General features: G+C 73.6%; 17 protein-coding genes. 12 read left to right on the forward strand and 5 right to left on the reverse strand.

Features of this window, described 5'->3' with window-relative positions:
* Position 1 precedes the first annotated feature (1 nt).
* A complete protein-coding gene (locus ACO4JP_RS15115; RefSeq protein WP_425954799.1) occupies positions 2–1,054 on the forward strand; it encodes an ABC transporter permease in 1,053 nt (350 codons plus the stop codon).
* Complete coding sequence (locus ACO4JP_RS15120) at positions 1,051–3,285, forward strand: glycoside hydrolase family 3 N-terminal domain-containing protein (protein WP_425954800.1); 2,235 nt, start codon at positions 1,051–1,053, stop codon at positions 3,283–3,285. The genes ACO4JP_RS15115 and ACO4JP_RS15120 overlap by 4 nt, the downstream gene beginning before the upstream one ends.
* A gap of 93 nt (positions 3,286–3,378) precedes the next feature.
* Here ACO4JP_RS15120 and ACO4JP_RS15125 read toward each other — a convergent pair whose 3' ends face one another.
* Positions 3,379–4,749, reverse strand: a complete 1,371-nt coding sequence (locus ACO4JP_RS15125) for a PhoH family protein (RefSeq protein WP_425954801.1) — start codon at positions 4,747–4,749, stop codon at positions 3,379–3,381.
* A 297-nt stretch (positions 4,750–5,046) separates the two neighbouring features.
* Between ACO4JP_RS15125 and ACO4JP_RS15130 the strand changes: the two genes are divergently transcribed.
* Positions 5,047–5,466: a pilus assembly protein CpaE gene (locus ACO4JP_RS15130; protein WP_425954802.1), complete on the forward strand. Its 420-nt coding sequence runs from the start codon at positions 5,047–5,049 to the stop codon at positions 5,464–5,466.
* A gap of 92 nt (positions 5,467–5,558) precedes the next feature.
* Positions 5,559–6,812 (forward strand): Na+/H+ antiporter NhaA, encoded by a 1,254-nt coding sequence (nhaA, locus tag ACO4JP_RS15135; protein WP_425954803.1) that lies wholly within the window; start codon positions 5,559–5,561, stop codon positions 6,810–6,812.
* A 56-nt stretch (positions 6,813–6,868) separates the two neighbouring features.
* On the opposite strand, the gene ACO4JP_RS15140 is transcribed toward nhaA, so the two are convergent.
* A complete protein-coding gene (locus ACO4JP_RS15140) occupies positions 6,869–7,807 on the reverse strand; it encodes a LysR family transcriptional regulator (protein ID WP_425954804.1) in 939 nt (312 codons plus the stop codon).
* A 139-nt stretch (positions 7,808–7,946) separates the two neighbouring features.
* Positions 7,947–9,437 (reverse strand): helix-turn-helix domain-containing protein, encoded by a 1,491-nt coding sequence (locus ACO4JP_RS15145; protein ID WP_425954805.1) that lies wholly within the window; start codon positions 9,435–9,437, stop codon positions 7,947–7,949.
* Between the two features lie 181 nt (positions 9,438–9,618).
* Here ACO4JP_RS15145 and aceA point away from each other — a divergent pair, with 181 nt between their 5' ends.
* The 3 genes from aceA (at position 9,619) to ACO4JP_RS15160 (ending at position 13,296) form a co-directional block, all read left to right on the forward strand.
* On the forward strand, positions 9,619–10,944 hold the full coding sequence (aceA, locus tag ACO4JP_RS15150; protein WP_425954806.1) for an isocitrate lyase: 1,326 nt from the start codon (positions 9,619–9,621) through the stop codon (positions 10,942–10,944).
* A gap of 74 nt (positions 10,945–11,018) precedes the next feature.
* Positions 11,019–12,677 carry a malate synthase A gene (gene aceB / locus ACO4JP_RS15155; RefSeq protein ID WP_425954807.1) on the forward strand — a complete coding sequence of 553 codons (1,659 nt, stop codon included), beginning with the start codon at positions 11,019–11,021 and terminating at the stop codon, positions 12,675–12,677.
* A gap of 103 nt (positions 12,678–12,780) precedes the next feature.
* Positions 12,781–13,296, forward strand: a complete 516-nt coding sequence (locus ACO4JP_RS15160) for a nitroreductase family deazaflavin-dependent oxidoreductase (RefSeq protein ID WP_425954808.1) — start codon at positions 12,781–12,783, stop codon at positions 13,294–13,296.
* Here ACO4JP_RS15160 and ACO4JP_RS15165 read toward each other — a convergent pair.
* Together ACO4JP_RS15165 and ACO4JP_RS15170 are read right to left on the reverse strand one after the other, a co-directional pair.
* Entirely contained in the window at positions 13,293–15,062 is a 1,770-nt protein-coding gene (locus ACO4JP_RS15165; protein WP_425954809.1) for an SWIM zinc finger family protein, read from the reverse strand. The two genes, ACO4JP_RS15160 and ACO4JP_RS15165, sit on opposite strands and share 4 nt — an antisense overlap.
* Before the next feature lie 27 nt (positions 15,063–15,089).
* The gene (locus ACO4JP_RS15170) at positions 15,090–16,673 is read right to left on the reverse strand and encodes an HNH endonuclease signature motif containing protein (protein WP_425954810.1); all 1,584 of its coding nucleotides are present in this window, start codon (positions 16,671–16,673) and stop codon (positions 15,090–15,092) included.
* Between the two features lie 325 nt (positions 16,674–16,998).
* On the opposite strand from ACO4JP_RS15170, the gene ACO4JP_RS15175 reads away from it, so the two are divergent.
* From ACO4JP_RS15175 to ACO4JP_RS15195, 5 genes are all read left to right on the forward strand, one after another.
* Positions 16,999–19,056 carry a protein kinase domain-containing protein gene (locus tag ACO4JP_RS15175; RefSeq protein WP_425954811.1) on the forward strand — a complete coding sequence of 686 codons (2,058 nt, stop codon included), beginning with the start codon at positions 16,999–17,001 and terminating at the stop codon, positions 19,054–19,056.
* Between the two features lie 84 nt (positions 19,057–19,140).
* Complete coding sequence (locus ACO4JP_RS15180) at positions 19,141–20,052, forward strand: ABC transporter ATP-binding protein (RefSeq protein WP_425954812.1); 912 nt, start codon at positions 19,141–19,143, stop codon at positions 20,050–20,052.
* The gene (locus ACO4JP_RS15185) at positions 20,049–20,891 is read left to right on the forward strand and encodes an ABC transporter permease (RefSeq protein ID WP_425954813.1); all 843 of its coding nucleotides are present in this window, start codon (positions 20,049–20,051) and stop codon (positions 20,889–20,891) included. Before ACO4JP_RS15180 ends, ACO4JP_RS15185 begins: the two co-directional genes overlap by 4 nt.
* A gap of 25 nt (positions 20,892–20,916) precedes the next feature.
* Complete coding sequence (locus ACO4JP_RS15190; protein WP_425954814.1) at positions 20,917–22,209, forward strand: sensor histidine kinase; 1,293 nt, start codon at positions 20,917–20,919, stop codon at positions 22,207–22,209.
* On the forward strand, positions 22,206–22,853 hold the full coding sequence (locus ACO4JP_RS15195) for a response regulator (RefSeq protein WP_425954815.1): 648 nt from the start codon (positions 22,206–22,208) through the stop codon (positions 22,851–22,853). The genes ACO4JP_RS15190 and ACO4JP_RS15195 overlap by 4 nt, the downstream gene beginning before the upstream one ends.
* Positions 22,854–22,922: the final 69 nt, after the last annotated feature.

Below are 22,922 nucleotides of genomic sequence, written 5' to 3' on the forward strand. Positions count from 1 at the left end.
CATGACCGTTACCGCTGTCTCCGAGACCCTGGTCGGCCAGGTGCCCCCGCCCCGCAAGAAGGGAGTGGGCAGCGCGTTCGCTATGTTCCGCAACGCGAAGTCCATCACCGGGCTGGCGATCCTCGGCGTGTTCACGCTCATGGCCGTGTTCGCGCCGCTCATCGCACCGTTCGACCCGCTGGCGAAGGACTTCCACGCCCTGCGGCAGCCGCCGTCGGGCGCGCACTGGCTGGGCACCACCCACATGGGCGAGGACATCTTCTCCCAGATCGTCTACGGCACCCGGGGCGTGCTGGTCGTCGGGTTCTCCGCCGGCATCATCGCCGTGTTCATCGCGATCACGATCGGCGTGACCGCCGGCTACATCACCGGGTGGAGGTCGGAGTCGCTGTCCGCGCTGACCAACGTGTTCCTGGTGATCCCCGGCCTGCCGCTGATGATCATCGTCACCTCCCAGCAGGAGAACCCGTCGCTGCTGCTGGTGGCCAGCATCCTGGCGGTCACCGGCTGGGCGTGGGGCGGGCGCGTGCTGCGCGCCCAGACGTTGTCGCTGCGCAACCGTGACTTCGTCCAGGCCGCCCGCGCCAACGGCGAGCCGCTGTGGCGGATCATCGCCGTGGAGATGCTGCCGAACCTCATGGCGATCATCGCGTCGTCGTTCGTCGGCACCGTCACCGCGGCCGTCCTGGGCCTGACGACGCTGGCGTTCATCGGCGTCATCCCGATCACCAACCTCAACTGGGGCACCATCCTCTTCTGGGCCCAGCAGAACGGGGCATTCCCCGACTTCTGGTGGTGGTACGTCCCCGCCGGCCTGGCGATCGCCCTCCTGGGCGTCGCGCTGTCGCTGGTCAACTTCGGCATCGACGAGTACGTCAACCCGCGGCTGCGGTCCGCGGGCGAGCGCGCCCGCGCGCTGCGCAAGCGCGGCATGAAGGCGTCGTCGTCCGTGACCGAGGTGCGTGCCGTCCGCCCGACGACGCCGGCCGCCCCTGTCCCGGCCGCGGCCGACGACCCCGTGACCGTCCCCTCTCTCGCGAAGGACGAAGCATGACCTCCGAGCGGTACCTCGACACGGCCCTGCCGGTCGCCGATCGCGTCACCGACCTCCTCGGGCGCATGACGCGCGAGGAGAAGGTGGGCCAGATGCTGCAGCTCGACGCCCGCGACGGCGTCAAGGAGCACATCCTCGACAAGCACGTCGGCTCGATCCTGCACACCTCCCCTGAGCTGGTGATCGAGGCGCACGAGCTCACCGACCAGACGCGGCTGCAGATCCCCCTGCTGATCGGCGAGGACGCGATCCACGGGCACTCGTTCTTCGAGGGCGCGACGATCTTCCCGACCCAGCTGGGCATGGCCGCGTCCTGGTCGCCCGAGCTGGTCGAGCGCATGGCCCGCGCCACGGCCGTCGAGACGGCTGCCACCGGCATCCACTGGACGTTCTCGCCCGTGCTGTGCATCACGCGCGACCTGCGCTGGGGGCGCGTCGACGAGACGTTCGGCGAGGACCCGTTCCTCATCGGCGAGCTCGCGAGCGCCGCCGTGCGCGGCTACCAGGGCTCGGGGCTGAACGACACCACCGCGATCCTCGCCACGGCCAAGCACTTCGCCGGCTACTCCGAGACGCAAGGTGGGCGCGACGCGTCCGAGGCGGACATCTCGCGCCGGAAGCTCCGCTCGTGGTTCTTGCCGCCGTTCGAGCGGGTGGCCCGCGAGGGCTGCCGCACGTTCATGCTCGGCTACCAGACCACCGACGGTGTGCCGATCACGGTCAACGACTGGCTGCTCACCGAGGTGCTGCGCGGCGAGTGGGGCTACACCGGCATGCTCATCACCGACTGGGACAACGTCGGTCGCATGGTCTGGGAGCAGAAGATCCAGCCCGACCACACCCACGCCGCCGCGGCCGCCGTCAAGGCCGGCAACGACATGGTGATGACGACGCCGCAGTTCTTCGAGGGTGCGCTCGACGCCATCGAGAAGGGCATGATCGCCGAGGACGACCTCGACGCCGCGGTCTCTCGGATCCTCACGCTCAAGTTCGAGCTCGGGCTGTTCGAGGACCGCCGCCGCCCGTCGCCCGAGCGCATCGCCGCGGTGCTGGGCTCGCACCAGGACCTGAACCTCGAGGTCACGCGCCGCTCTCTCGTGCTGCTCCAGAACGACGGCCTGCTGCCGCTCGACACCACCGCGCCGAAGAAGGTCGCCGTCGTCGGGCCGCTGGCCGACGACGCCCAGACGCAGCTCGGCGACTGGGCGGGCTCGTCCGGCCAGGTCACCTGGCTGCCGGACGGGCACCCCCGCGACATGATCACCACCGTCGTCGACGGTCTGCGCGCCCACGCCTCGGCGGGGTGGGAGATCACGTACGCCCAGGGTGCCGACATCCTCACGCTCGAGCCCGACCCGGAGGGGGCGTTCTTCCCCGACGGCCAGCCGCGCCCGCCGGTCGTCGCGCCCGCGCCGGTCCACGAGGCGCAGCTCGCCGAGGCCGTCGCCGCGGCGGAGGCGGCCGACGTCGTCGTCGCCGTCGTCGGCGACCGCATCGAGCTGGTGGGCGAGGGCCGCTCCACCGCGACGCTCGACCTGCTCGGCGGGCAGGTCGCCCTGCTCGACGCCCTCGCCGCCACGGGCAAGCCGGTCGTCGTGGTGCTCATGGCGTCCAAGCCGCTGGTGCTGCCGCCGTCGGCGACGAACGCCGCCGCGGTCGTCTGGGCCGCGAACCCCGGCATGACCGGCGGCCAGGCGCTCGCCGAGCTGCTGCTGGGCCAGATCGAGCCGTCGGGGCGCCTGCCCATCTCGTTCGCCCGGCACGTGGGCCAGCAGCCGACGTACTACAACCAGGTGCGCGGCCAGCACGGCGACCGCTACGCCGACCTCACGCAGTCGCCGGCGTTCGCGTTCGGCGAGGGCCTGTCGTACACCACGGTCGAGTACACGGACCTGGTCGTGGAGACGCCCGAGCTGACGTCGTCGGACGTCGTGCGGGCCCGCGTGACGCTGACTAACACGGGCGCACGCCCCGCCATGGAGACGGTGCAGGTCTACGTGAGCGACCTGGTGACGTCGGCGAGCTGGGCGGACCGCGAGCTCAAGGCGTTCACGCAGGTGGAGGTGGCCCCGGGCGCCTCGGTGACGGTGCCGCTCGAGCTGGCTGCGTCGGCGTGCACCATCGTGGACGCGCGCGGAGACCGCGTGGTGGAGCCGGGTGCCTTCGAGCTCCAGGTGGGCCGCAGCAGCCGCACGGCGGACCTCCTCCGCGCGGGCTTCACGATCCGCTGAGGTTCCCCACCTCGGTGGTTGAGCCTGTCGAACCACCACCCACCCGCTCCAGGGTGTGGTTTCGACAGGCTCAACCACCGAGGTGTGCGGTCGTCAGAGCTCCAGGGTCTCCAGCATGTCCGTCACCAGGGCCGCGATCGGGCTGCGCTCCGAGCGGGTCAGCGTCACGTGGGCGAACAGCTGGTGGCCCTTGAGCTTCTCGATCACGGCCGCGACGCCGTCGTGCCGCCCCACGCGCAGGTTGTCGCGCTGCGCGACGTCGTGCGTGAGCACCACGCGCGAGTTCTGGCCGATGCGGGACAGCACCGTGAGCAGCACGTTGCGCTCGAGCGACTGCGCCTCGTCCACGATCACGAACGCGTCGTGGAGCGAGCGCCCGCGGATGTGCGTCAGCGGCAGCACCTCGAGCATCTCGCGGTGGACCACCTCGTCGACCACCTCGGGCGAGACCAGCGCGCCGAGCGTGTCGTAGACCGCCTGCGCCCAGGGGTTCATCTTCTCGGACTCGCTGCCGGGCAGGTAGCCAAGCTCCTGCCCGCCGACGGCGTACAGGGGCCGGAAGACCAGGATCTTGCGGTGCTGCCGGCGCTCGAGCACCGCCTCGAGCCCGGCGCACAACGCGAGCGCCGACTTGCCCGTGCCGGCGCGCCCGCCGAGGGACACGATGCCGATCGACTCGTCGAGCAGCAGGTCGATCGCGACGCGCTGCTCCGCCGAGCGCCCGTGCACGCCGAACACCTCCTGGTCGCCGCGCACGAGCCGCACCTTCTTGTCGGCCGTGACCCGCCCCAGCGCGGACCCGCGCGGCGAATGGACCACGAGGCCCGTGTGCACGAGCAGCGGCGCGGCCGCGTCGACGGTGGCCGGGTCGAGGTCGGCGACCTCGACCTCCTGGTGCTCCCACAGCGCGGACATCTGCTCGTCGGCGACGTCGACGCTCGCCATGCCCGTCCACCCGGAGTCGACGGCGAGCTCGGCGCGGTACTCCTCGGCGTCCAGCCCGACGGCGGATGCCTTGATCCGCATCGGCAGGTCCTTGGAGATGACGCTGACCCGCCGCCCCTCCGCGGCGAGGTTCGCCGCCACGGCGAGGATCCGCGTGTCGTTGTCCCCGAGCCGGAAGCCCGTCGGCAGCACCTCGGGGTCGACGTGGTTGAGCTCCACGCGCAGCGTGCCGCCCGCGTCGCCGATCGGCACCGGGGCGTCCAGTCGCCCGTGCAGGACGCGCAGGTCGTCCAGGATGCGCAACGCCGAGCGGGCGAAGTAGCCCAGCTCGGCGTGGTGCCGCTTGGCCTCGAGCTCCGTCACCACCACGACCGGCAGGACGACGTCGTGCTCCGCGAACCGGGACAGCGCCCGCGGGTCCGACAGGAGGACCGACGTGTCGATGACGAACGTGCGGCGTCCGCCCTCGTCACGACCGTCGGTCACGGCCTGGGCTGCGGGATTCTGTGTGGTCTCCACGGGGATGCTCCCTCCGGCGCGGCGGCGCACTCGGTAGGTGAGGCAGGCGGCCGGCCCGCGGTGCGACGTCGTGCCGCAGGGCCGGTGCCGGCCCTCCTGCGCGGAGCAACGACTCCATCGGCTGGCCTCCCGGAGGACGGCTGGGTGCCGTCCCTGTCTGCCAACCTACGGACCCAGGATTCTGCGGAGCGCACCTCGGAGGGCGTGTCGCCGACTTGCCATGCACTGTTCACGCGTCGGTCGGCCGCTCGCTGGACGGTGCGGCGGTTCGCGACTCATCGGGGCAGCATGGACCCCATGAACGCCATCTCGCGCAGCGCGGCCGAGCGGCTGAGGAAGGCGGGCCTCGTCTGGCGCCCCGAGCCGGGCGACCGCTTCGTCGTGCTGGCGGAGGCCCTCGCGGACGAGGTCTTCACGGTCAGCGACATGGTGGTCGAGAAGCACGACCACCCCACGGGCACGATCCTGGGCTTCAACGGCACCACGGAGTGGGCCCTCGACTCGGTGCGGATCGAGGACGCCCTGTGGCTCCCGCGCGAGGACCAGCTGCGCGACATGCTCGGCCCCGCCTTCCGCAGCCTCGCCCGCTCGACGACGGGCTGGTACCAGGTGCTGGTCGAGGTCCCGGGCCGCCCGGAGCAGGTGTTCGACTCGGAGAACCCGGCGGACGCGTACGCGGAGGCGCTGCTCACGCTGGTGACGGCGGCGATGAGCTGAGCTTTCGTTATCCTGACGCTGGTGAGCCGGGAAGTCTGGTCGGCGGGACCGGCGGCAGCGCCGGTGCCGACGACGACCCCAGGAGCCGCCCCGTGACCTCCCCTGCTCGCCTGCGGCGCTGGGTCTCGCGCGAGACGACCGGCGGTGCGCTGCTCATCGGGGCGGCGCTGCTCGCGCTCGTGCTCGCGAACTCGCCGTGGCGCCACGCCTACGAGGCGCTCTCGGAGACCGTCATCGGGCCGCGGTTCTTGCACCTCGACCTCACCGTCGCGACCTGGGCCGCCGACGGTCTGCTCACCATCTTCTTCTTCACCGTCGGCCTCGAGCTCAAGCACGAGCTCGTCGCAGGCTCGCTGCGCAACCCGCGCGAGGCAGGCGTCCCCATGCTCGCCGCAGTCGGCGGGATGGCGCTGCCCGCGGCGCTCTACGTCGTCGTCGTCACCGTGCTCGGCGACCACGACGCGCTGCACGGCTGGGCCGTCCCCACCGCCACCGACATCGCGTTCGCGCTCGCCGTGCTCGCCGTGTTCGGCAGGGGCCTGCCGATGGCGGTCCGGACGTTCCTGCTCACGCTCGCCGTCGTCGACGACCTCCTGGCGATCGTGATCATCGCGGTGTTCTTCGGCAAGCCCCTGCACTGGTGGGCGCTGCTGGCGGCGCTCGCGGTGATAGCCGTCGCCGGGGTCTGGGTCCGCGGCCCACGCCGGCAGTGGTGGGTGTTCGCCGCGCTGGGCGTGGTCGCGTGGGTGCTGATGCACGAGTCCGGCGTGCACCCGACGATCGCCGGTGTGCTGCTCGGCCTGACGGTGCCCGCCCGGGCCGTCGACGGCGAGGCGGAGGCGCGCACCGAGACGTTCACGCGCGGGGCTGCGCCGTGGTCGCAGGGCCTCGCCCTGCCCGTCTTCGCATTCTTCGCCGCGGGCGTGAACCTCGTCGACTACGGCGGGGCCGGCGCCGTCATCGCGCAGCCCGTGGTCCTCGCCGTCGTCGTCGGCCTCATCGTCGGCAAGCTGGTGGGCGTGCTGGGCACGACGGCGGTCGTGACGCGGCTGACGCCGCTGCGGCTCGCGCAGGGTCTGGGCGTGCGCGACCTGCTGCCGGTAGGACTCCTCGCGGGCATTGGGTTCACCATCGCGCTGCTGGTGGCCGAGCTGTCGTTCGAGCACGGATCGGCCCACTCCGGCGGCGCCAAGGTGGCCATCCTGCTGGGCTCCGCGCTCGCGGCCGTACTGGGCGCGGCGTGCCTGCGCTGGGACGCGCACCAGGCGCGCTCCGCGGACATGAACCGCGACGGCGTCGCCGACGACGTCACGGACCGCATCGGGGACGAGCGCTCCGCCGGCTGACGCCTGACGCGCACCTCCCCGGCGGCGGGTGCGCGTTCTGCGACTGCCACCCGCGGTCAGCGCTCAGGGCTGGGCTCCGGCGCCCGTACGCCGAGCAGGGCGTCGCGCTGCAGCGCGACCTGCCGGCGCAGGCCGTCGACGACGGCGGCCACGGCCGGTCGCCGCCACGACTCCGGGTGCACCACGACCCAGTACGGCAGGCGGTCGCGCACGACGTCGGGCAGCAGCCGCACCAGGTCGGCGTGACGGTCGGCGGCGAAGCACGGCAGGAACCCGATCCCGGCGCCCGCGCGCGTCGCCTCGACGTGGACGAACACGTTGGTCGAGGTCAGGGCGTCGCGGGCGCCCGGCAGGAGGCGGCGCGGCACGTCCAGGGAGTCGACATGGAGCATCGAGTCGACGTAGTAGACGAGGCCGTGCCGGCCCGCCTCGGCCGCGGTGGCGGGCGTCCCGTTCCGGGCGAGGTAGTCACGCGACGCGTACAGGCCGAGCTCGTACTCGGCCAGGCGGAAGGCCTTGGCGCGGTGGACCTGAGGGTCGCCCACCACGACCTCGACGTCGACGCCGGAGCGGTGCTGCGCCGCGCGGCGCGTGACGGTGACGATCTCGACCGACAGCTCGGGGTGCCGCGCCCGGAGGTCGGCCACGGCCGGCGCGGCCAGATACGCGCTGAAGCTGTCGGTGGCGGTCATGCGCACGACACCGGCGACGGGGTCGGTGACAGCCTCCCCGTCGGCCAGGCGGGCCAGCGCACGGGCCACGGCCTCGGCCGCGCGCGCGGCGCGCTCCCCCAGCTCCGTGAGCTCCCAGCCGTCGGCGCCACGCACCAGCGCGCGGCCGCCGAGCGACCGCTCGAGGGCGGCGACGTTCCGGGCCACGGTGGTGTGCGTCAGCCCGAGGACCTGCGCCGCCGTGGTGTACCGGCCGGTGCGGGCGACCTCGAGGAGCACGAGCAGCTGGTCGGCGGAGGGGGTGCGGGAGGACGACGTCGTCACTTCCCCACGGTAGGCAGTGATGTGCATTCCTGCACATGCGGTGTGCCAGGTTGCGCGTTGCGCGCACATCGCCGCAACGGACACACTCCGGGCCGCTCACCACCTCGCGGGCGTGGGTCACCTCGCAGGCTGGCGTCGGTCACCTCGCTGCCGGGGCGTGGCGGTCCAGGAACTCGTAGACCTCCGTCTGGTCCACGCCCGGCATCGCGCCCTGCGGCATCGCCGCGAGCATCGACGCGTGCGGGCGGGCGCTCGGGAACGCGTGGCCGGCCCAGCGGGCCGCGAGCGGGGCCGGCGGGCGGCGGCAGCACGACTCGTCCGGGCAGCGCGACGACGCCCGCGCCGTCGTCTCGCGGCCCAGGAACCACTTGACCTGCGCGTACGGCACGCCCACGGAGACCGAGAACAGCCCGTCGGCGGTGTCGCTGACCCGCGACGTGCACCAGTACGTGCCCGTCGAGGTGTCCGTGTACTGGTAGTAGGGCGCGAGCCGGTCGGGCACCGTGAACACCACGCGCGCCGTCCAGTGCTTGCACACGTACTGCCCCTCGACCGTGCCGAGCGCGTCCGTGGGGAACCGGACGCCGTCGTTCTCGTAGGCCTTGTGGATGACCCCGGACTCGTGGACCTTCATGAAGTGCACCGGGATGCCGAGCTGCCGGGTCGCGAGGTTCGTGAACCGGTGCGCGGCCGTCTCGTACGAGACCGCGAAGGCGTCGCGCAGGTCCTCGATCGAGATGGCCCGCTGCTCCTTGGCGCCGCGCAGGAACCGCACGGCGTCCCGCTCGGGCAGCAGCAGCGCGGCGCACAGGTAGTTCGCCTCGACGCGCTGCCGCAGCAGCTCGCCGTAGTCGCGCGGCTCGGTGTGCTCCAGCACGTGCGACGCGAGCGCCTGCAGCAGAGCCGAGCGGGCGTCGGAGCGGCCGCGGATGCCGTCGCTCGGCAGGTAGACGCGGTGGTGGCGCCGGTCGATCACCGCGCGCGTCGAGTGCGGCAGGTCCGGCACGTAGTGGATCTCGAACCCGAGGTGGGTCGCGAGGTCGCCGGCCTGGCGCTGCGGCAGCGGCCCGCCGCGGTGCCCGACGTCGTCGAGCAGGCGGCGCGCGACGATCTCGAGCTCGGGGAAGTAGTTGTCCTGTGCGCGCATCGCGGCGCGCAGCTCGGTGTTGGCGCGGCGCGCCTCCTCGGGCGTGAGGGCTCGCTCGGTGTGCAGCCGCTCGAGCTCGCGCTGGAGCGCGACGATCGCCTCGAGCGCGTCCGTGGGGAGACTGCGTCCCACGCGCACCGGCCGGACGCCCAGAGTGTCGAAGAGCGGCCCGCGCTGGGCACGCTCGAGCTCGATCTCCAGGGCGTCGCGGCGCGACGGCGGCTGCGGGGCGAGCAGGTCCTCGACCCCCGCGCCGAGCGCCCGTGCGACGGCCTGCAGGCGGGCGACCGTGGGCCCACGCTTGCCGTTCTCCAGCAGCGAGACCTGCGACGGCGCCTTGCCGATGGCTGTGGCGAGCTGCTCGAGCGTCATCCCCTTCTGCGTGCGCAGGTGGCGGATGCGACGGCCGATGGTGAGCGCGTCGGGCTCGTCCGCGAGAGGCACGGGACTCGGGCCAAGATCTCTCGACGTCGAGATAACCATGACTCAGGGTGACACACGCCACACCTTCGCTCAAGGAGAAGAACGCCGAAACTTCTTCCCCGCAGCGCTGGCGCGAACGATGCCAGCCGGAGGAACGTCGATGTCACGCCCCGCTGCGACGCCGTCTCACCGCCGTCGAGCAGGGCCGAGAGCCACGACGCGACGACCCGAGGAGCACCCCATGACCGCGCTCACCGACCGCCCCGCCCCGACGACCGCCGGCCGCCCGGGAGACACGGTCCAGACCGCCACCGAGCTCGCCGAGCAGTGGGCCACCGACCCGCGCTGGGCCGGCGTCGAGCGCACGTACACGGCGGACGACGTCGTCGGGCTCCGCGGGTCGGTCCAGGAGGAGCACACGCTCGCCCGCCGCGGCGCCGAGCTGCTGTGGGAGCGGCTGCACACCGACGACTTCGTCAACGCGCTCGGCGCGCTCACCGGCAACCAGGCCGTGCAGCAGGTCAAGGCCGGGCTGCGCGCCATCTACCTGTCCGGCTGGCAGGTGGCCGGCGACGCCAACAACGCCGGCCAGACGTACCCCGACCAGTCGCTCTACCCCGCCAACTCCGTGCCCACGGTGGTGCGCCGTATCAACAACGCGCTGCTGCGCGCCGACCAGGTCGAGCGCACGGACGGCATCCGCACCGTCGAGGACTGGCTCGCCCCGATCGTCGCGGACGCCGAGGCCGGGTTCGGCGGCCCGCTCAACGCCTACGAGCTGATGTCGGCGATGATCAGCGCCGGCGCGGCCGGGGTGCACTGGGAGGACCAGCTCGCGAGCGAGAAGAAGTGCGGCCACCTGGGCGGCAAGGTGCTGGTGCCCACGCAGCAGCACGTCCGCACGCTCAACGCCGCCCGCCTCGCCGCCGACGTCGCCGGGGTGCCCACCGTGGTCATCGCCCGCACCGACGCCGAGGCCGCGACGCTGCTGACGTCCGACGTCGACGAGCGCGACCGCCCGTTCCTGACCGGCCGTCGCACGGCGGAGGGCTTCTACGAGGTGCGCAACGGCATCGAGCCGTCGATCGCCCGCGCCCGAGCCTACGCCCCGCACGCCGACCTGCTGTGGATGGAGACGGGCACGCCGGACCTCTCCGTCGCGAAGGCCTTTGCCGAGGGCGTGCGCGCCGAGTTCCCGGACCAGCTGCTCGCCTACAACTGCTCGCCGTCGTTCAACTGGCGGGCCCACCTCGACGACGCGGAGATCGCGACCTTCCAGCGCGAGCTCGGCGCGATGGGCTACGCCTTCCAATTCATCACCCTGGCCGGCTTCCACGCCCTCAACCACTCGATGTTCGACCTCGCCCACGGGTACGCCCGCGAACAGATGACCGCGTACGTGCGCCTGCAGGAGGCCGAGCTGGCCTCCGAGCAGCGCGGCTACACCGCCACCAAGCACCAGCGCGAGGTCGGCACCGGCTACTTCGACCGCATCGCCACCGCGCTCAACCCCACCGCCACGACCCTGGCGCTCGCCGGCTCCACCGAGACGGCCCAGTTCCACTGACCGCTGCCGAGCCGGTGGTCGAGCCCGTCGAGACCACTCCGCCGCAGCCCCCTTCATGCCAGGAGGAACCCAGAATGACCACGCTCACCGAACGCCCCATCCCCGACGCGATGTCCGAGACCCAGCTCACCGTCACCCGCCGCGCCACCGCGCGCGACGACGAGATCCTCACGCCCGAGGCGCTCGAGTTCCTCGCGATGCTGCACGAGCGGTTCGCCGAGCCGCAGGCCGAGCTGCTGGCCGCTCGCGCCCGGCGCGCGGCCGCCGTCGCGGGCGGTCAGGACCCTGACTTCGACCCCGTCACGCGCCCGCTGCGCGACGCCGCCTGGCGCGTCGCGGGCAGCGCCGGCGCCCCTGGCCTCGAGGACCGCCGCGTCGAGATCACCGGCCCGACCGACCCCAAGATGACGATCAACGCGCTCAACTCCGGGGCGCGCGTGTGGCTCGCCGACGCCGAGGACGCCTCCGCGCCGACGTGGGAGAACGTCGTCGGCGGCCAGCTCGCGCTGCGCGACGCCATCCGGGGCACGCTCTCGCACACCACACCGGAGGGGCGCGAGTACCGCCTGCGGTCCGAGCGGCTCACCGACCTGCCGACCATCGTGTTCCGGCCCCGCGGCTGGCACCTGCCCGAGGCGCACCTGCGCGTGCAGCACGCCGACGGGACCGTGACCGCGGCGTCGGGCTCGCTGGTCGACTTCGGGCTGTACTTCTTCCACAACGCCGCCGAGCTGATCGCGCGCGGACGCGGACCGTACTTCTACCTGCCCAAGCTCGAGGGGTACCGCGAGGCGCGGCTGTGGAACCGGGTGTTCGAGGCGGCGCAGGACGCGATCGGCATCCCGCGCGGCACGATCCGCGCGACGGTGCTCATCGAGACGCTCCCCGCGGCGTTCGCGATGGAGGAGATCCTCTTCGAGCTGCGCGAGCACGCCGCCGGCCTCAACGCGGGGCGCTGGGACTACCTGTTCTCGATCATCAAGAACCTGCGGACCCGGGGCTCGAGCTACGTGCTGCCGGATCGCAACCAGGTCACGATGACTGCCCCGTTCATGCGCGCCTACACCGAGCTGCTCGTCGCCACGTGCCACCGGCGCGGGGCCCACGCCATCGGCGGCATGAGCGCGTTCATCCCCGACCGCCGACGGCCCGAGGTCACATCACGTGCCCTGGACAAGGTGGCGGAGGACAAGCGCCGCGAGGCCGGCGACGGGTTCGACGGGACGTGGGTCGCGCACCCGGACCTCATCCCCACGGCGCTCGCGGAGCTCGACGCCGTGCTCGGCGACCGCCCGCACCAGGTCTCGCGGCTTCGCGAGGACGTGCGGGTGGGTCAGGCCGAGCTGCTCGACGTCGCCTCCGCCGGGCGTGCCGGCGCCTCGGTGACGGAGTGCGGGCTGCGCTCCAACATCTCCGTGGGCGTGCGCTACATCGCGTCGTGGTTGCGCGGCACGGGCGCGGCGGCCATCGACAACCTCATGGAGGACGCCGCGACCGCCGAGATCTCGCGCTCGCAGGTGTGGCAGTGGATCGCGTCGGGGATCCGGACCGAGCACGGCGAGGTGACCCGCGAGCGGGCTCTGGGGGTGCTCGAGGAGGTGCTGGCCGGGCTCGACCGTTTCGAGGGCGACCGGTACGACGACGCGGCATCGGTGTTCGGGGAGGTCGCGCTGGGCGAGGACTTCCCGCCGTTCCTGACGACGGTCGCGTACCAGCGCTACCTGGCAGGCTGAGCGGGATCCGGCTGCGATCTGGTCGCGAGCGGCGGGCGTCAGTCCGTGCCGCCCACCGGATGCCTGGGACGCCGCCCCTCGACGGCCCGCGTACCGTCGAGGGGTGGCCTCCCCGACGACGACGCCGCTGCCCGCCTGGGCCCGCCGCGCGTTCGCGGCGCCCAACGCCGTCTACGACCGCGGCCTCGGGCGGCTGCTCGGCCACCGGTTCCTGCAGCTCGTGCACACGGGCCGGCGCACCGGCGTGCGTCATCGGGCGGTGCTCGAGGTCCTCAGCTACGACGCCCGCACCGGCGAGGCGGTCGTGATCGCGGGCATGGGGCCGAACGCGGACTGGCTGCGCAACCTGCGCGCGGGCAGGGCCGCCTGGGTGAGCTTCGGCCGCGGTCCGCGCCCGGCGACGTGGCGCGCGGTCGGCGACCAGGAGGCGATCGACATCCTGCGGGCCTACGAGCAGCGGTACGGCCCGCTGCGGCCCATGCTGCGCCGCCTGCTGCGGGACCTCGCCGGGTTCGACTACCGGGACACCGACGAGGCCCGTCGGCGGCTGCCGCACCGGCTGCCGCTCGTCGCGCTGCGGCCGTCCGTCCACACGCCGGACGGCTCCCCGCGCACCTAGCGCCGCTGGGTCGTCACGGTCCCATCAGGCGCCCGTGCCGTGCATGTGGTCGACACACCTCGCGCACCCGACCACCTCACAGCAGCCCGCTGCGACGGAAGATCTCGATGCAGGTCGGCCGGCGCCGGTTCGCCTCGACGGTGGCAGCACGGAACGCCTCGAACCGTGCGGTGTGCGCCTCCCCGGCCGCCTGAGCGGCGGCACGCATGGACAGCAGGTCCCGCGCGGCCTGGTGGTAGGCGCTCTTGTCCGTGACGGACAGCGTCTGCTCGATCCGGGCCCGGTAGATCGGCAGCACGTCGGCGGGGTGGGTCGCTGCACGCCGGTCGAGGAGCCGCCCCCACCCCTCGTGCGACGTCGCTCCGGCGTCGGCGTGCGCGAGCTCGGGCGTCGTCGTCGCGCCCCTCGGCTAGGAGGACGGCGAGCAGCACGTGCGGTGCGCGCTCGCGCAGCATCTCCTCGGTGCGCTCCTGCGCGGAGACGGACCACTGCTCGGACGCCTGCGCGGCGGCGCGCCACGCGGCGAACGTCGCCGTGCTGGGCGACACCGCCAGGTGCCGTTCGCGCAGCTCCTCGACCTCCTGCAGGTCGCCGCGCTCGTCGGCGTCGCGCACGAGCCGGTCGACGAGAACGCCATGCCGGTGCGTGGGGCTCAGTGCAGCGCCGGCGCGCGCCCACCGAACCGCGTTGCGCGGCAGCCCGGCGTCGTCGTAGGCCTCCACCAGGGCGATCGCCTCGTGCTGCGCGGTCGGCTCGCCGCCGTACGCAGCGAGGATCCGGTCGGCGTCACGGGCCGCGATGGCAAGCCGCTGCCGCGCGTACCGAACCTCGGACGCCGGGGACCGGAAGCGGCGACGGTCTGCCAGGTCGGCCTCGGTGAGCCCGGCCGCGGCGGCGCTCTTGTCGACGAGGGCCGCGTAGTGCGCGACGCCGACCTCGCCGAGCGCCGTCGCGTACCGGTCCACGTCGACGACGAAGAAGTCCTGCTTGCCATCGAACATGAACTTGTGCAGCCACGTGGCCAGGCGCCGGCGGGCCTTGGCGTCCAGGGTGCCGTGCAGCCCCGCAGCCGCAGCGCGGTGCGCCTCGAGGAGCTGCGCGACGACGTCGCCGATCATCCCGGACGAGTCGTCGGCGCGCAGGATCGTGCGGACGACGAGCGTCACCGCGCGCTCGACCAGCGGCAGCAGCTCCGGCGTCGCGGTCTCGGCGAGCTCGGCGACGGTGTCGGCCACGCTCGCGGCCTCGGTCGCGTACGCGTTCGCATGGCGGTACTCGTAGAACGAGCGCCGCGGCTTGAGCACGTCGTCGACCAGGGCCTTGAGCTCCGTGAGGTCGCCCGTCGCGGTGAGGTACGCCGCCGCGAGCAGGTCGTAGACGCCTGGGACCGTCTCGGCCGCGAGCGCCATCAGGTCGGCGAGCGCCGCGCGGTCGAGCGCAGCCGCCCAGGCGAGCACGGGGTTGGTGCCGGCGGCAGCACCCGCGCCGTCGGCCGTGGCAGTCCCGGCGGCTCCGGCACGGACCAGCCCCTCGTCCAGCGCGACGACGACGGCGACGCAGTGCTTGCAGAACCCGCCGACCGGGCAGTCGCACTCGCCGCCCGTCGCGGTGACGCGCACGTGGTAGTCGTCGGTGCCCGCGACGACGGCCTGGACCTCGGTGCCGGAGCGTCCGACGACGGTGACCCGGTCCTGGCGGGCGTACCGCTCGCCGCGGCCGATCGTGCCAGGGTCGGTCAGGAGCGGGAGGTCGCGGGTGGTGAGCACCGGGCGATTGTCGCAGGGACGAGCGCCTCAGAAGGGTGGGTCACCGCAGTCAGGTACGAACTCTTGAGCTGGCGGCCGGGTGCTCCGGTGGAGGGTCGTCGGGACGGGGTCGGGACGGCTGGTGAGGGTGCGGCCCGTCGGCGTGGTCCAGATCAGGGTGCCGTCCCGACTGCTCGTGTGGCGGACCGTGAAACGTGACTGGTGCTTGAGCACGTGATGGCGACGGCATAACGCGGCCAGATTGCCCGCCTCGGTGCGGCCGCCGTCGGCGTGGGCGAGCGTGTGGTCGTCGTCGGCGGCCGATGCCGGACGCGCGCAGCCGGGGAACCGGCAAGTGGAGTCGCGGACCTTGAGGTAGTGCCGTAGGTCGGCCGGTGGCCGGTACGACTCCGAGCCGACCGCCAGGATCTGCCCGGTCTCGGGGTGGGTCAGCAGCCGGGTGAACGACGTCGCCAGGCCAGCCAGCTCACGGGCGGTGTCCGGGGCGATCGGGACCGTGCCGTCCAACAGGGCGGGCTCATCCGTGCGGTCCAGCAATGTGAGGACCGGGACTGTCACGTAGATCTTCGGGCGCACCGAGCGGGCCACGGCGGCCAGGGAGAACCCGTTGCGGCCGAAGGGTTCCGCCTCGAGCTCGGCGTTCTCGGCGCCGCTCCCGGGTTGCAGGTCCAGGGTGCCGTCGTCCAAGGTGCCGTCGTCCAGCAGGAGGGCGCAGGCCACGTCGGCACGCAGCTGGGCCAGGGTGCGCCCGTCACCCTCCCCACGGGCCGAGCGCCCGACGGTGGTGATCCGGTCGGCGATCGCGTGCACCGCCGGAGCCGGGGCGAACAGCGTCAGGTATGCCATGCCGTCGGCGGCCGGATCGACCCACACCCCGCGCTTCGTCGCGGCCTCCGCGTGCCGCACCTCCGGTGGCGTGGCGTGGACACGCTCGCGCGCCCTGCGCACCGTGCGCGCAAACCGGCGAGCGTTCTGACAGCTGGCCGCGTGTGCGACCTCGGCGTCCAGCCGGGCAGCCGCTCGCTCGTCGAGCTCGGCCACGGCGTGTGCGACGCGCGCTGCGTTGGCCCACGGCACCTGCCCTTCCACCGCCCCGGCCAGGGTGCGCGGCGCCCGTGCCACCAGCGCCTGGGCGCGATCCATGCGCGCGGCCACGGCGTGCTCCTCCTGGTGCACCGCCAGCGCGACCTCGGCCACCACCGCCCGATGGGCCAGCTCACGCCGTCGGTCGACGCTCGCCGCGCGCACCATCGGCTCCGCCCCGTCCAGCAGTGCGGTCTCGGCGCGCAGCGCCTGTCGGCGAACCCGCTCCAGCAGGAGCGCCTCCCGCGCCTCCAGTGCGTTCATCTGCGTGCGCACCGCGATGATCGCCTCGAGGGTGGCGTCCAGCTCTGCGGGCCCGACGGCGCCGTGCACGTCGATCAGCGCGACCGCTTCGGCAGGCAGCCCGTCTCGCCCGCCCACCGCGCCTGACGGGTCCAGGAAAGACCGGCCCAGCATCGAGTCGACGAGTCCCGGCTGGTCGCCCAGCCGCGCCGCGAGAGAACCGTCGTCCTCGATCACCGCGCCTGCGAGAGGGGCCAGTGCGGCCAGCGCGGAGGCAGCATCCACCCGTCGATGGTCACCGCTCAGACGATCCGTCGAGGGCACGCCAATGCCTGGGCTACCGCCCATCATCTGACCCTTCGCGCCTCCGCCGACCACGCTGGAAGCCTATCGAACATGTGTTCGATCAACCAGGGTCAGATGGCAGACTGTGGGCAACTTCGTTGCCCACGGACCCGATCTCCGGCGTGGGTGGGAGCGCCTCAGAGGAGCTTGAACGGTCGCTCGGCCTCGGCCGACCGGGAGGATCGCCACGGGGTCGTGAACGGTCCGCCCACCCCACCGCCTCGGCGCGGGCGCCCGTCCGCGCGCTTCTTGGTACGTTGCGCGCATGCCCGGCTTCGAGCAGAGCACACCCACGCCGACCGGTGTGGTCGACCCGGGTCCCGTGCCGCCGCCACCCCCGCCGTCGGCCGCGCCGGTCGCACTGGCCGCGACAGTCCCGCCCGCTGCGCCGGTGCGCACCATCCCCGCGACCGGGGCCAAGGTCGGCCCGTTCACGGTCGGCGAGGCGCTCGGCCACGGCGGGTTCGCACACGTGTACCGCGCCGTCGACGACGACGGCACGGAGGTCGCCCTCAAGGTGCTGACCAGCCAGTACGACGGCGCCCGCGAGCGCTTCGCGCTGGAGGCGCGGCTGCTGGAGAAGGTGGGAGGCCGAGGCTTCCCACGGCTCCTCCAGACGGGGCTCGGCGAGGCCCAGCCGTGGTTCGCGATGGAGCTCGTGCCGGGCCGGACCCTGAGCGACCACGTGCGCGAGGCCGGTCCGCTCGACGCGCGCCGGGCGCTGCGCCTGGCCGACCAGCTCGTGTCCGCCCTGCGCGTCCTGCAGGAGCAGCAGTGCATCCACCGCGACCTGAAGCCCGCGAACATCATGATCGACGGCGACCGGGCGGTCCTGATCGACCTCGGCGTCGCCAAGGTGTTCGACGCCGCGACGTCGACCCAGCCGGCCGGGACCCTCGCCTACATGGCGCCGGAGCTGTTCACCCGGCGCGTCCACCCACGCTCGGACGTCTACTCGCTGGGCTTGCTGCTGGTGTTCGCAAGCACCGGCAGCCTGCCGCCGGACCTGAACTTCCTCGGCCGAGACGTCCACGCGGAGGACCTCGTCGAGGTAGCCCCCGGCGACGTACGCACGCTCGCCCTGTCGCCGGCGATCGACAGGCACGTGCTCGGGCTGGTCCTCGCGATGACCCGGTACCGGCCCGACCACCGCCCGGCGCTGGAGAGCCTCACGCAGGTGCTTCGCGCCCGGCTCGCCGGCGAGGCCGACGACGGGACGCTGCTGCTCACCGACACGATCGTGGGCGGCGGCCTGACGGCGGCCGAGCAGGCGCTCGGCCCGGTCGCCGGGCTCACCTTCGACCTGCACGCCTACGCCGGACGGCCGACGAAGATCATGGTGCGGCCGGGCACGGAGGCGAAGGCGGCTGCGGCCGCGGCGACGGCGACGGCGCCCTGGCACGCGCTGGTCTACGACGCCACGCTCATGAGCGTGCTCTGCGAGCTCCACGACGACGGGTTCGACGGTGCCGCCGAGCAGGTCATCGCCGACCACGTCGCCAGCATCGGTGCGCAGGTCGCCCATGGCAGCACGCCGGCCCAGATCAAGGACTGGATCTGGCAGGCCATGCGGTGGCAGGCCGCCGCTCCCCCGGGCGGGTACCCCGACAGCCTGCGTGGATGGCGGGCATACCGGAACCCGCAGTCGGCGCCGCCCCCAGCGCGTCCGGCCGGCGCGCCCCGGCGAGGACCCGTCCTTCCGTCGCCGACGCAGGTCCTGCGCGGCCCGGACGCGGCCGCCACCGTGGTGGCGCGCCTGGCGCCGCCGTCGTACCGCCCTCGTACGAGCCCGGTGAAGCACCTCGGCCCGTCGCCGCAGCCCCCGTCGGTCCAGGCGGCCGGCCCCGCGACGATGCGTGGGCCTGCACCGGCGCTCGGGCAGCCGCCGACCGTCGCGCAGCCGCCCGCCGGGTTCGGCGATCCCACCCGGCCGTACCCCACCCCGGAACGACCGGCGGCCACCGAACCCCAGGCGCCCTCGGCACGACGTCGGCGCTGGCCCATGCGGGCATGCGGCGCGCTGCTTCGCACGGTGCCGCGCCTGCTGGCGCTCGCGGCGGTGGCCGGCACGGTCCTGATGTTCCAGGTCGGGCCCGTCCAGCGGGGCGAGCCGATGCTCGACCTGCCGCGGGAGCTCCTGCGCGCGATCCACGTCCCACCCGACCAGGCGGGCGTCGTCGACGCTCCTCTGCTCGCCGTGGCGGCGCTCGTCGTCGCCGCCCTGCTGCGAGCGGCCGGCCACCGCATGCGGTTGTCGTTCTACGTGTTCGTCGCGCTCGTGACGATCGGGGCGGCCGCAGTCGTCGCGGTGACCGGCGTCTGACCTGCGCGTCCACCGATCGGTGGACCCAGCGCCCCGTCTGCCGGTCGTCGCGGCGTCGCCCCTGCCCCCGACAGGCTGGCTGCCATGGACGACAACGACCTCGCGGTCCGGGTGACCGGGCTGCAGAAGCGGTACGGCGACAAGCACGCCGTCGACGGGCTGGACCTCACGGTGGCACGCGGCGAGGTCGTCGCCGTGCTCGGGCCCAACGGAGCCGGCAAGACGACGACCATCGAGATCCTCGAGGGATACCGGCACCGGGACGGCGGCGACGTCCGCGTGCTCGGCGTCGACCCACGGACCGCGGGGAGGGACTGGCGCGCCCGCGTCGGCATCGTGCTGCAGGGCACGAACGACCTCGCGGAGGCGACGGTCTCCGAGCTCGTGCGCCACTTCGCCCGGTACTACCCCGACCCGCGCGACCCCGACGAGGTGATCGACGCCGTCGGGCTGCGCGAGAAGGCGCGCAGCCGCACCCGGCAGCTCTCCGGCGGCCAGCGGCGGCGGCTCGACGTCGCCCTCGGCATCGTCGGGCGGCCCGAGCTGCTGTTCCTGGACGAGCCGACCACCGGGTTCGACCCAGAGGCCCGGCACGCGTTCTGGGATCTCATCACCGGCCTGCGCGACGGCGGTACGACCATCCTGCTGACGACGCACTACCTGGAGGAGGCCGAGCACCTGGCGGACCGGGTCGCCGTCGTGCGGTCCGGCCGGGTCGTCGCGGTCGACACCCCCGCCGACCTCGGCGGCCGGTCCGCGCGGCAGGCCGTCGTGCGCTGGACGGAGAGCGGCGTCAGGTGCGAGGAGCGTACCGACGCCCCCACCGCGATGGTCACGGCCCTGGCCTCGCGGCTCACCGGCGCGACCGGCGAGGTGCCCGGCCTGCAGGTGCTCCGGCCGACGCTCGAGGACGTGTACCTGGGCCTGATCGCCGACGACGACGCGGCTGCTGCCGCCACCCCCGCCCCTGCTCTCGCGATGGGGGCCGCCCGATGAGCGCCACGACCCTGCCGACCCGTCCTGCCGCCACGCGCGTGCCGGGCACGCTGCGCCTCGGCGTCGAGCGCGCACGGTACGAGGTCCGCGGGTTCTTCCGGGAGCGGGACGCGATCATCTTCATCTTCGCTTACCCGATCGTCATGCTGACCATCTTCGCGACGGTGTTCGGCCGGGACGGCGCCGAGGTCGCGGCCAGCGTGCCGTTCACGCAGTACTTCCTGCCCGGCATGATCGCGACCGGCGTCCTGCTGTCGTCGTTCCAGTCGCTGGCCATCTCCATCCCCGTCGAGCGGGACGAGGGCGGGCTCAAGCGGCTCCGCGGCACTCCGCTGCCGCCGGCCGCGTACTTCCTCGGCAAGGTCGGCCAGGTGCTGCTCGTGTCGGTGGTGCAGGTCGCGCTGCTGCTCACGGTCGCCGCGCTGCTGTTCGACGTCGACATGCCGGACGCGTCGGGCTGGGTAACGTTCGCGTGGGTGTTCGTGCTCGGCGTCGCCACCGGCGCGGTGTGCGGCGTCGGGTTCTCCTCGCTGCCGCGGTCCGGCCGGTCCGCGAGCACCGTGGTCACGCCGGTCGTGCTGGTGCTGCAGTTCATCTCCGGCGTGTTCTTCGTGTTCTACGACCTGCCGTCGTGGATGCAGCGGGTGGCGTCGGTGTTCCCGCTCAAGTGGATGGCGCAGGGCATGCGGTCGGTGTTCCTGCCGGACGAGGCGGCCTCGCTGGAGCCGTCGGGGTCCTGGCAGCACGGCGCCATCGCGGCGGTCCTGGTCGCCTGGCTGGCCGTCGGGCTCGTGGTCGGCGTGCGGACGTTCCGGTGGCGGCGGCGTGACGACGGCTGAGCTCTCGGCACGCCACACTGGACCCGTGGACGGGCTCGAGGTGCGCACGGCGTCCGGAGCGGGGCGCGCGCCTGCGGCCGCCCGCACCCCGCGGACGCAGGAGCGTCAGGAGTTCTGGCGGCGTGCGCTGCTCGGCTGGGACATCTTGTTCTACGCCCTGCTGGCGATCTGCGCGGTGTCGATCGCCGTCGTCGACGGCCTGCCACCCGGCCCGCCGACGCTGTCCGCGGTCGGCGCGCTGGTCCTCCTGCTCGTCGCCTACCTGACGTTCGGTAGGCGCGGAGGAGTGCGGGGCGACGTCCGGCTGACCCGCGCGTACCTGGCCGTGCTCATCGCAGTCGTGGCGCTGGCGAGCGGCACGAGCTCGATCGGCTCGATCCTGCTGTTCATCGGGTTCTCGCAGGTGTGGTTCTTCGCGTCCCGTCTGGCCGAGGGCGTCGTCGCGTCGGCGATCATGGCCGTGACCTCGTGCGTCGGTACCGCGCTGGAGGTCGACGCGCACGGTCCGGAGGTGCTGGTGCTCGCGGGCCAGATGGCCGTCGGGCTGCTGTTCTCGCTGGCGCTCGGCTTCTGGGTCACGCGGGTCACCGAGCGGTCCGAGGAGCGCGCCCTGCTGCTGGAGCAGCTGGAGGCCGTACAGGCGCAGCTCGCGGCCGGCAACCACGCCGCCGGCGTGCTCGCGGAGCGGGCGCGGATGGCGCAGGAGATCCACGACACCCTGGCGCAGGGCTTCACCAGCGTCGTCATGCTCGCGCAGACCGCGCAGGCGGAGCTCGACGCCGGGCGGCCCCAGCTGGCGCGGCACCGGGTGGAGCAGGTCGAACGGGTTGCCCGGGAGAACCTGGCAGAGGCGCGGGCGCTGGTCGCCGCGTTCGGGCCCGCGGCGCTCGCGGACGCGACGATCGCCGAGGCACTGGAGCGACTGGCCGAGCGGTTCCAGGCCGAGACCGGCATCCAGGTCGACGTCCGCCTGGGCGACGCAGGCGCCCCCGACCGGGACACCGAGGTCGTCGTGCTGCGGGCCGCGCAGGAGGCGCTGGCCAACGTCCGCAAGCACGCGGGCGCCCACCGGGTGCTGCTTCGCCTCGCGCGGGACGACGGCACGATCGCGCTGGAGGTGCTGGACGACGGGCGGGGCCTGGCACCGGGCACCGCCGAGGGCGTCGGGCTGCGCGGTATGCGCGAGCGCGTCACGGCCGGTGGCGGGACGCTCGACGTCGCCGGGGAGCCCGGGCGCGGGACGCGGGTACGGCTGGAGCTGCCTCCGCGGGACGAGAAGGAGGCGCCGCTCACGGCGCCAGAGACGAGGACACTGTGACGGCGGCGAAGGCGGTGGGCACGGTGCGGGTACTGGTGGCCGACGACCACCCGGTGGTCCGCTCGGGGCTTGTCGGGATGCTCACGGTCGAACCCGACGTCGAGGTTGTGGGCGAGGTCGCCGACGGCGCCGCGGCGGTCGAGGCCGCCCGGGTGCTGCGGCCGGACCTCGTGCTCATGGACCTGCGGATGCCGGTGCTGGACGGCGCCGCCGCCACCGCGCGGATCGTCGCCGAGCTGCCCGGTGTCCGGGTCCTCGTCCTCACCACCTACGAGACCGACGCCGACATCCTGCGCGCCGTCGAGGCCGGGGCCACCGGGTACCTGCTCAAGGACACTCCGCGGGACCAGCTCGTCGCCGGCGTGCGCGGCGCGGCGCGCGGCGAGTCGGCGCTCTCCCCCTCGGTGGCCTCCCGGCTCGTGCAGCAGATGCGCAGCGACGGCGAGCGGCTCACCGCGCGCGAGCTCGAGGTGCTGGCCGGTGTGGCACGCGGGCTGTCGAACGCCGCGATCGGGCGCGAGCTGTTCATCACCGAGGCCACCGTGAAGACGCACCTGCTGCGGGCGTTCGCGAAGCTGGGCGTCGACGACCGCACCCACGCGGTCACGGTCGCGATGCAGCGCGGTCTGCTCCCTGCGCCCTGAGCCTGCCGGCCCACGCCGACTCCGGCGCGCGCCGCGATGGGTGGGCTCGTCGGGAGTCCATCCACGGCG

The organism is Xylanimonas sp. McL0601, assembly GCF_049852175.1.
Lineage (GTDB): Bacteria > Actinomycetota > Actinomycetes > Actinomycetales > Cellulomonadaceae > Xylanimonas.

Coding starts and splice junctions, on each gene's coding strand:
- aceB (WP_425954807.1), top strand. CDS start 11,019: ATGACCACGCTCACCGAACGCCCCATCCCCGACGCGATGTCCGAGACC.
- ACO4JP_RS15115 (WP_425954799.1), top strand. CDS start 2: ATGACCGTTACCGCTGTCTCCGAGACCCTGGTCGGCCAGGTGCCCCCG.
- ACO4JP_RS15120 (WP_425954800.1), top strand. CDS start 1,051: ATGACCTCCGAGCGGTACCTCGACACGGCCCTGCCGGTCGCCGATCGC.
- ACO4JP_RS15145 (WP_425954805.1), bottom strand. CDS start 9,437: ATGGTTATCTCGACGTCGAGAGATCTTGGCCCGAGTCCCGTGCCTCTC.
- ACO4JP_RS15185 (WP_425954813.1), top strand. CDS start 20,049: ATGAGCGCCACGACCCTGCCGACCCGTCCTGCCGCCACGCGCGTGCCG.
- ACO4JP_RS15175 (WP_425954811.1), top strand. CDS start 16,999: ATGCCCGGCTTCGAGCAGAGCACACCCACGCCGACCGGTGTGGTCGAC.
- ACO4JP_RS15130 (WP_425954802.1), top strand. CDS start 5,047: ATGAACGCCATCTCGCGCAGCGCGGCCGAGCGGCTGAGGAAGGCGGGC.
- ACO4JP_RS15180 (WP_425954812.1), top strand. CDS start 19,141: ATGGACGACAACGACCTCGCGGTCCGGGTGACCGGGCTGCAGAAGCGG.
- aceA (WP_425954806.1), top strand. CDS start 9,619: ATGACCGCGCTCACCGACCGCCCCGCCCCGACGACCGCCGGCCGCCCG.